The 8,106-nt window shown below is 64.3% G+C and carries 7 protein-coding genes; all 7 read left to right on the top strand.

What is annotated here, in order from left to right:
- On the top strand, positions 1-496 hold a 496-nt coding region (locus ACTPOI_RS24485; protein ID WP_440113924.1), incomplete at its 5' end, for a branched-chain amino acid ABC transporter permease.
- Between the two features lie 5 nt (positions 497-501).
- Positions 502-1,341, top strand: a complete 840-nt coding sequence (locus ACTPOI_RS24480; protein ID WP_252659156.1) for an ABC transporter ATP-binding protein — start codon at positions 502-504, stop codon at positions 1,339-1,341.
- Positions 1,338-2,156, top strand: a complete 819-nt coding sequence (locus ACTPOI_RS24475) for an ABC transporter ATP-binding protein (RefSeq protein WP_440113920.1) — start codon at positions 1,338-1,340, stop codon at positions 2,154-2,156. Before ACTPOI_RS24480 ends, ACTPOI_RS24475 begins: the two co-directional genes overlap by 4 nt.
- A 7-nt stretch (positions 2,157-2,163) precedes the next feature.
- Entirely contained in the window at positions 2,164-4,020 is a 1,857-nt protein-coding gene (locus ACTPOI_RS24470) for an AMP-dependent synthetase/ligase (RefSeq protein ID WP_440113917.1), read from the top strand.
- A gap of 203 nt (positions 4,021-4,223) precedes the next feature.
- The gene (locus tag ACTPOI_RS24465; protein WP_094288797.1) at positions 4,224-5,390 is read left to right on the top strand and encodes an ABC transporter substrate-binding protein; all 1,167 of its coding nucleotides are present in this window, start codon (positions 4,224-4,226) and stop codon (positions 5,388-5,390) included.
- A gap of 131 nt (positions 5,391-5,521) precedes the next feature.
- Entirely contained in the window at positions 5,522-6,682 is a 1,161-nt protein-coding gene (locus ACTPOI_RS24460) for an acyl-CoA dehydrogenase family protein (RefSeq protein WP_440113912.1), read from the top strand.
- A gap of 214 nt (positions 6,683-6,896) precedes the next feature.
- Complete coding sequence (locus ACTPOI_RS24455; RefSeq protein WP_440113909.1) at positions 6,897-8,102, top strand: acetyl-CoA C-acetyltransferase; 1,206 nt, start codon at positions 6,897-6,899, stop codon at positions 8,100-8,102.
- Positions 8,103-8,106 lie beyond the last annotated feature (4 nt).

Raw genomic sequence — 8,106 nt, 5'->3', positions numbered from 1 at the left:
AGGGCGCGCGTTTGTCGCCATCCGCGATTCAGAGATATCGGCGCAGAGCATGGGCATCCACCTCGCGCGCTACAAGACGCTGTCGTTCTCGCTGTCGGCCGCGCTGGCGGGCATCGGCGGCGCACTGTATGCCCACAAGCTGCAGTTCATCTCGCCCGACCAGTTCAACATCCTGCAGTCCATCGACCTGCTGCTCATGATCGTGATTGGCGGCCTGGGCTCGGTGCACGGGGCGTTCCTGGGCGCGATCTTCCTGATCTCGATGCCGCAGCTCATCTCGCTGAGCAAGGATTGGCTGCCCGCTGCCATCGGCCAGGCGCCTGGGCTGCAAGCAGTTGTGTATGGCGCGGTGCTCATTGCCTTTGTGCTGTTCGAGCCCATGGGCCTGTACGGCCGCTGGCTCAAGGTGCGCACCTGGCTACAGATGTTCCCGTTCTACCGCCAGGGCATGTTCAAGCGGCAGAAGTCCTTTCAAAAATCCGACAGGTTGAAATGACTGCGATGACCAACGAAGTCCTGCTTTCGGCCCAGAATCTCAGCGTACGCTTTGGCGGTGTGCTGGCGGTCAACAACGTGAGCTTTGACGTGCGGCGCGGCGAGGTGTTCACCCTCATCGGCCCCAACGGCGCGGGCAAGACCACGGTGTTCAACCTCATCAGTCGCATCTACACGCCCACCACCGGCACCATTGCCTATGCAGGCCCGGGCGGCGCCATGCTGCCGCTGACCGACCAACCACCCCACAAGGTGGCCAGCCTGGGCATTGCGCGCACCTTCCAGAACATCGAGCTGTTTGAACACGCGAGCGTGCTGCACAACCTGCTGATCGGCCGCCACACGCAGCAGCACAGCAGCCTGTGGGCCGAGATGTTCTTCACCCGCAAGGTGCGCGAAGGGGAAATCCTGGCGCGCGAAAAGGCCGAGCAGATCATCGACTTTCTCGACCTGCAGCACTACCGCGACACCATGGTGGCGGGCCTGCCCTACGGCGTGCGCAAGGTGGTGGAGCTGGCCCGCGCGCTGTGCACCGAGCCAAAGCTGCTGCTGCTCGACGAGCCCTCGTCGGGCCTGAACGTGGAGGAGACCGACGACATGGCCTTCTGGATCCAGGACATCCAGCATGAACTGGGCATCACGGTGCTGATGGTGGAACACGACATGTCGCTGGTCTCCAAGGTGTCTGACCGCGTGCTGGCCATGAACCAGGGCGAGGTGGTGGCCATGGGCACACCGCGCGAAGTGCAGACACACCCTGGCGTGGTGGAAGCCTACCTGGGCACGATCGACGATGTGAGCAATCTGCGCCGCCCGGCAGGTTCCAGCATGGGAGTCCGCACATGAGCGCCGTGCTGGCCGCAACCCCCCCGTCCGCTGTGGCCGCAGCGGACCAGCCCCTGCTGCGCCTGCAGAACGTGGAGAGCGCCTACGGCCCCATCAAGGCCATCCGGGGCGTGAGCCTGCAAGTGCGGCGCGGCGAGATCGCCGCCGTGCTGGGCAGCAACGGCGCGGGCAAGACCACCATCCTCAAGACCATCAGCGGCATCATCGACCCGCGCAAGGGCTCCATCGAATTCCAGGGCGCCGACATCACCGCCAACGACCCGGCCGCCATCGTGCGCCGGGGCCTGATGCATGTGCCCGAGGGGCGCGAGGTGTTCCCCCTGCTCTCGGTGCGCGACAACCTGCTCATGGGTGCCTACACACGCGCCGACAAGGATGGCGTGGCGCGCGACATCGAAACCGTGTTCGGCTACTTCCCCATCCTGAAGGAACGCGCCGCGCAGGACGCGGGCCTGCTCTCGGGCGGGCAGCAGCAGATGCTGGCCATCTCGCGCGCGCTCATGGCCGCGCCCGAGCTGATCCTGCTGGACGAGCCCAGCCTGGGCCTCAGTCCGAAGCTCACCAAGGAGATCTTCGAGATCGTGGTGCGCATCAACCGCGAGCGCGGTACCACCATCCTGCTGGTGGAGCAGAACGCCAACATGGCGCTCAACGCGTCGGACTACGGCTATGTGCTGGAGAACGGCCGCATCGTGATGGAAGACAGCTGCGAGCGCCTGCGCGAGAAGGACGACATCAAGGAGTTCTACCTCGGCATGAAGGATGAAGGCGTGCGCGGTGAGCGCAGGTGGAAAAAGAAGAAAACATGGCGATGAGGACAACATGAGCAATCTCTGGGACCTCGATCACATCCAGCCCGCAGGCACCGACGTGCTGGCAGGCGACACCATCGCCGCCATGTTCTGGAACGCCGTGGCCGAGCGTGGCCCGCGCGTGTGGATGCGCCAGAAGGAGCTGGGCATCTGGAAGAGCTGGACCTGGGACCAGACGGCCGACGCCGTGCGCGAGATTGCGGGCGGCCTGATGTCACTGGGGTTTGCGCCGGGCGAGTGTGCATCCATCCTGTCCAACACCAACATCGAATGGGTGCTGGCCGACCTGGCTGTGCTGAGCTGCGGCGGCGTGGCCAACGGCATCTACCCCACCGACGCGGCCGCGCAGGTGCACTACCTGAGCGAAGACTCGCGCACCACCGTGTTGTTTGTGGAGGACGACGAGCAACTCGACAAGGCGCTGGAGGTGCGTGGCCAGTTGCCGCTGCTGCGCAAGATCGTCGTGTTCGACATGGAGGGCCTGCGCGGCCTGCAAGACGCCGATGTGCTGAGCCTGGCCGCCCTTCGCGAGCTGGGCCGCGCCTGGAACGCCCAGCACCCCGAGGCACTGATGCAGCGCGTCAAGGCCTGCCGCCCAGACGATGTGGCCATCCTGGTCTACACCTCGGGTACCACGGGCAAGCCCAAGGGCGCCATGCACACACACGCCGCACTCACCTACACCGTGCGCGGCTACAACACGCTGATATCGCGCAGCGAGGCGGACGAGACCATGTGTTTTCTGCCGCTGTGCCACATTGCCGAGCGCATGGGCGGCGAATACTTCTCGCTCTACACCGGCGCGCGCCTGAACTTTGTGGAGAACCCCGACACCGTTCCCGAGAACGTGCGCGAGATCGCGCCCACGGTGTTCACGGCCGTGCCGCGCGTGTGGGAGAAGTTCTACTCCGGCGTGATGATTGCCCTGAAGGAATCCACGCGGCTGCAGCAGGCGGCCTATGCCTGGTCCATCGGCGTCGGCACACGCATTGCCGACCTGGTGCTGGCAGGCCAGCCGGTGGGCGGGTTGCTGAAGCTGCAGTTCCAGCTGGCGCGCTGGCTGGCACTCAACAACGTGCGCAAGCTCATCGGCATCCACCGCGCGCGTTTTCTCGTCACCGGCGCCGCGCCCATCTCGCCCGAGCTGGTGAAGTGGTACCTGGCCCTGGGTGTGCCCATGCTGGAGGTGTGGGGCATGACCGAGACCTGCGGCGCTTCCACGGGTGTGCCCGCCACCCGCATCAAGCCTGGCTCCATTGGCCCGGCAGCCAGCTACAACGAGGTGCGCATCGACCCCGCCACCGGCGAGATTCTGGTGCGCGGTCCCAATGTGTTCAAGGGTTACCTCAACCAGCCCGAGAAGACGGCCGAAACCATCGACCCTGACGGCTGGCTGCACACGGGCGATGTGGGCGCCATCGACGCCGATGGCTACCTGCGCATCACCGACCGCATGAAGGACATCATCATCACGGCGGGTGGCAAGAACATCACGCCCAGCGAGCTGGAAAACGAGCTTAAGTTCAGCCCGTATATCACCGATGCGGTGGTCATTGGCGACAAGCTGCCCTACCTCACGGTCATCATCATGATCGACCAGGAGAACGTGGAGAAGTACGCGCAGGACCACGACGTGCCCTTCTCCAACTACGCCAGCCTGACCCGTGCGCGCGAGGTGCAGGATTTGATCCAGGCCGAAATCGACCGTGTTAATGCCAAGTTCGCCCGGGTGGAGCAGATCAAGAAATTCTTCCTGCTCGACACCCAGCTCACGGCCGAGGACGAAGAGCTGACGCCCACCATGAAGCTCAAGCGCAAGCTGGTGCAGCAGAAATACGCGCCGCAGATTGAGGCGATGTACCGTTAGGTCCCGGCCTTCGGCAGACTCAGGCTGAACGGACTCTGAGCGTGTTGAGGTTGGCCCCACCGTTCGGGCTGAGCCTGTCGAAGCCAGGGCACACCGCTGGCCAAAGCGCTGTTCGAGATAGGGAAAGTGCTGGTGCCCCACCCCGGGCATCGTTCTATAACGAGCGATCGTTTTTGTTTCGATCCAACCGAAGGAGACGTGCCATGAAGTTTCATCACATCGCCGCGCTGGCCCTCGTGGCCATGGCCGGTGCCTCCGCCCAAGCCCAGCCCAGCCAGGGCGTGAGCAAGGACACCATCACGCTGGGCTCCATCCAGGATCTTTCCGGCCCGCTGGCAGGGTTTGGCAAGCAGGTGCGGCTGGGCATGATGCTGCGCGTGGACGAAGCCAACGAGCAGGGCGGCATCAACGGCCGCAAGCTGGACCTGAAGGTGGAAGATTCAGGCTACGACCCCAAGAAAGCCGTGCTGGCCGCACAGAAGCTGGTCAACCAGGACAAGATTTTCATCATGGTGGGCCACATCGGCACGGCCCAGAACCTGGCGGCCATGCCCGTGCAGTTCAGCAAGAACGTGATCAACTTCTTCCCCATCACCGCCGCGCGGGAAATGTACGAGCCCTTCCACAAGCTCAAGTATTCGTTTGCCGCCACCTACTACGACCAGATCCGCCTGGCCGCGCCCAAGCTCATCAAGGAAAAAGGCGCCAAGAAGATCTGCACCATCTACCAGGACGATGAGTTTGGCCTGGAAGTGATGCGCGGCGGCGAGGCCGCGCTCAAGTCCATCGGCATGGAGTTCACCGAGAAGACCTCGTACAAGCGCGGCGCTACCGATTTTTCGTCGCAGGTCGCCAAGATGAAGTCTTCGGAATGCGACTTCGTGATCCTGGGCACCATCATCCGCGAGACCATCGGCACGATTGGCGAGGCGCGCAAGACGGGCTTCAACCCCACCTTCCTGGGCTCCAGCGCCGCCTACACCGACCTCATCCACAAGCTGGGCGGCAAACCCATGGACGGCCTGTACGCCACCATGACAGTGCAACACCCCTACCTGGATGAAGCCAGCCAGCCCATCCGCTTCTGGGCCAACAAGTACAAGACCAAGTTCAACGAAGACCCCACCGTCTTCTCGGTCTATGGCTACAACGCGGTCGATGCGTTCATCAAGGCGGCACAGAAGGCGGGCCCCAACCTGAGCACCGACAGCTTCATCAAGGCCATGGACACCATGGTGATTCCGCCCGACATGTTCGGCAGCGCCGAAGCCACCTTTGGCCCGCAAAAGCGCCTGGGCAGCGACCTCTCGCGCCTGTCACAGATCACCGACAGCAAGTGGAAGGTGGTGTCGGACTACGTGAAACCATGAGGACCTGAGCGCCCTCACCCCAGCCGCCTTCGGGCGGCTTTTTGCATTTCAGGGGGTGCGTTCCGGCGGCGTCGATGGCAAAATGATTTTAACCAAGCAGTAACTTTGCATAAATAGGATCGACCAGCACCATGATCGAACGCACCCTCTTCCAGCCCGACCACCAGGCCTTTGCCGACAGCCTCCGCCGCTTTATCGAGAAAGAGGTGACGCCCCACCACGCCGACTGGGAAGACCAGGGCTATGTAGCGCGCGAGGTGTGGAGCCAGGCGGGCGCCAACGGCTTTCTGTGCATGAGCCTGCCCGAGGAATACGGCGGCGCCGGGGCTGACAAGCTGTACTCGGTGGCGCAGATGGAAGAGCTGGCGCGTGCAGGCACCACCGGCATCGGCTTTGGTCTGCACAGCGAGATCGTGGCGCCGTACATCCTGCACTACGGCACCGAGGAACAAAAGCGCAAGTACCTGCCGCAGATGGCCAGCGGCGCCGTGGTGGGCGCCATCGCCATGAGCGAGCCTGCTGCGGGCAGCGACCTGCAGGGCATCAAGACCACGGCCATCAAAAGTGCAGATGGATCGCACTACGTGCTCAACGGCAGCAAGACCTTCATCACCAACGGCTGGCATGCCGACCTGGTGATCGTGGTCGCCAAGACCGACCCGGCCGCTGGCGCCAAGGGCACCAGCCTGTTGTTGGTCGAACGCGGCATGCCCGGCTTTGAGAAGGGCCAGCGCCTCAAGAAGATGGGCATGAAGGCGCAAGACACCTCCGAGTTGTTCTTCAACGACGTGAAGGTGCCTGCCGAGAATCTGCTGGGCGGGCCCGCCATGGAAGGGCGCGGCTTTATCTGCCTGATGGAGCAGCTGCCGTGGGAGCGCCTGCAGATCGCCATCACCGCCGTGGCTGCGGCCCAGGCCGCAATTGACTGGACGCTGGACTACGTCAAAGAGCGCAAGGTCTTCGGCCAGCCCGTCGCATCGTTCCAGAACACCCGCTACACCCTGGCCGAACTGCAAACCGAGGTGCAGGTGGCCCGCGTGTTTGTGGACAAGTGCTGCGAGCTGATCGTGAAAGACCAACTCGACACCCAGACCGCCAGCATGGCCAAGTACTGGACGACCGATCTGCAGTGCAAGGTGATGGACGAATGTGTGCAGCTATTCGGCGGCTACGGCTACATGTGGGAATACCCCATCACCCGCGCCTACGCCGACGCGCGCGTGCAGCGCATCTACGGCGGCACCAACGAGATCATGAAAGAAGTCATCTCACGCGGTATGGGCTTGAAATGAGACACCCCCCTGTGGCGCTGCGCGCCCTCCCCCCGCTCTCGCATTGCTGCGCAATGCGGGCAGGGGGACGCAGCCCTCACTGCGGGGCGGCCCTTGCTTGGCTGCCCGCGCCTGGGCCAGTGGAGAAACCGCCCACCGCTACCGTATTCATAGCTATCAGCGCTCGATGGACGCGCGCAAACGGCCAATTTCATTCAAATCTGGAGACCACACCATGACCGAAGCCTATGTTTTCGACGCGCTGCGCACCCCGCGCGGCAAGGGCAAGAAGGACGGCACCCTGCACGAAGTCAAGCCCATCGACCTGCTCACGGGCCTGCTGGCGGAGCTGCAAGCGCGCCACCGCTTTGATACGGCGGCGGTGGACGACGTGGTCATGGGCATCGTCTCGCCTGTGGGCGAACAGGGCTCGGTGCTGCCGAAGGTGGCCGCGCTCAAGGCCGGGTGGGACTTTCGCTGTGCGGGCGTGCAGGTCAACCGCTTTTGCGCATCGGGCCTCGAAGCCGTGAACCTGGCCGCGCAGAAGGTGCGCAGCGGCTGGGAAGACCTGGTGGTGGCGGGCGGCGTGGAGAGCATGAGCCGCGTACCCATTGGCTCCGACGGCGGCGCCTGGGCGCAAGACCCGGAGACCAACTCCGCCACGCTGTTCGTGCCCCAGGGCATCGGCGCCGACCTGATCGCCACGCTGGACGGATACACCCGTGCCGACGTGGACGCCTTCGCACTCGAATCCCAGCGCCGCGCCACCGCCGCGCGCGCAGCGGGCTACTTCAAGAACTCCGTCGTGCCCGTGCGCGACTTCATCGGCCAGACCATCCTGGCGGAAGACGAATTCATCAAACCCAAGACCACGCTGGAGGGCCTGGGTGCCCTCAAGCCCTCGTTCGAGCAACTGGGCGGCATGGGCTTTGACGCCGTGGCGCTGCAGCGCTACCCGCAGGTGGAGCGCATACACCACGTGCACCACGCGGGCAACTCATCGGGCATTGTGGACGGCGCAGCCGCCGTGCTGATCGGCAACGAGGCCGCCGCCAAGGCACATAGCCTCACACCGCGCGCACGCATCGTGGCCACGGCGCTGAGCGGTGCCGACCCCACCATCATGCTCACCGGCCCCGTGCCCGCCGCCAAAAAGGCGCTGGCCCGCGCGGGCATGACCATTGACCAGATCGACCTGTTTGAAGTGAACGAGGCCTTCGCCGCAGTGCCCATGCGCTTCATGCGCGAGCTGGGCGTGCCCCACGACAAGGTCAACGTGAACGGCGGCGCCATCGCCATGGGCCACCCGCTGGGCGCCACGGGCGCCATGATCCTCGGCACCCTGATTGACGAACTGCACCGCCGGGGCCAGCGCTACGGCCTGGCCACGCTGTGCGTGGGCGGCGGCATGGGCATTGCCACCATCGTCGAGCGAATCTGATTGA

The organism is Acidovorax sp. BL-A-41-H1, from assembly GCF_051942715.1.
This window is presented reverse-complemented; position numbering and strand designations above follow the sequence as displayed.

Excerpts from the sequence above, each read along its gene's own strand:
- ACTPOI_RS24480 (WP_252659156.1), top strand. The coding sequence starts at position 502 with ATGACCAACGAAGTCCTGCTTTCGGCCCAGAATCTCAGCGTACGCTTT.
- ACTPOI_RS24475 (WP_440113920.1), top strand. The coding sequence starts at position 1,338 with ATGAGCGCCGTGCTGGCCGCAACCCCCCCGTCCGCTGTGGCCGCAGCG.
- ACTPOI_RS24470 (WP_440113917.1), top strand. The coding sequence starts at position 2,164 with ATGAGCAATCTCTGGGACCTCGATCACATCCAGCCCGCAGGCACCGAC.
- ACTPOI_RS24465 (WP_094288797.1), top strand. The coding sequence starts at position 4,224 with ATGAAGTTTCATCACATCGCCGCGCTGGCCCTCGTGGCCATGGCCGGT.
- ACTPOI_RS24460 (WP_440113912.1), top strand. The coding sequence starts at position 5,522 with ATGATCGAACGCACCCTCTTCCAGCCCGACCACCAGGCCTTTGCCGAC.
- ACTPOI_RS24455 (WP_440113909.1), top strand. The coding sequence starts at position 6,897 with ATGACCGAAGCCTATGTTTTCGACGCGCTGCGCACCCCGCGCGGCAAG.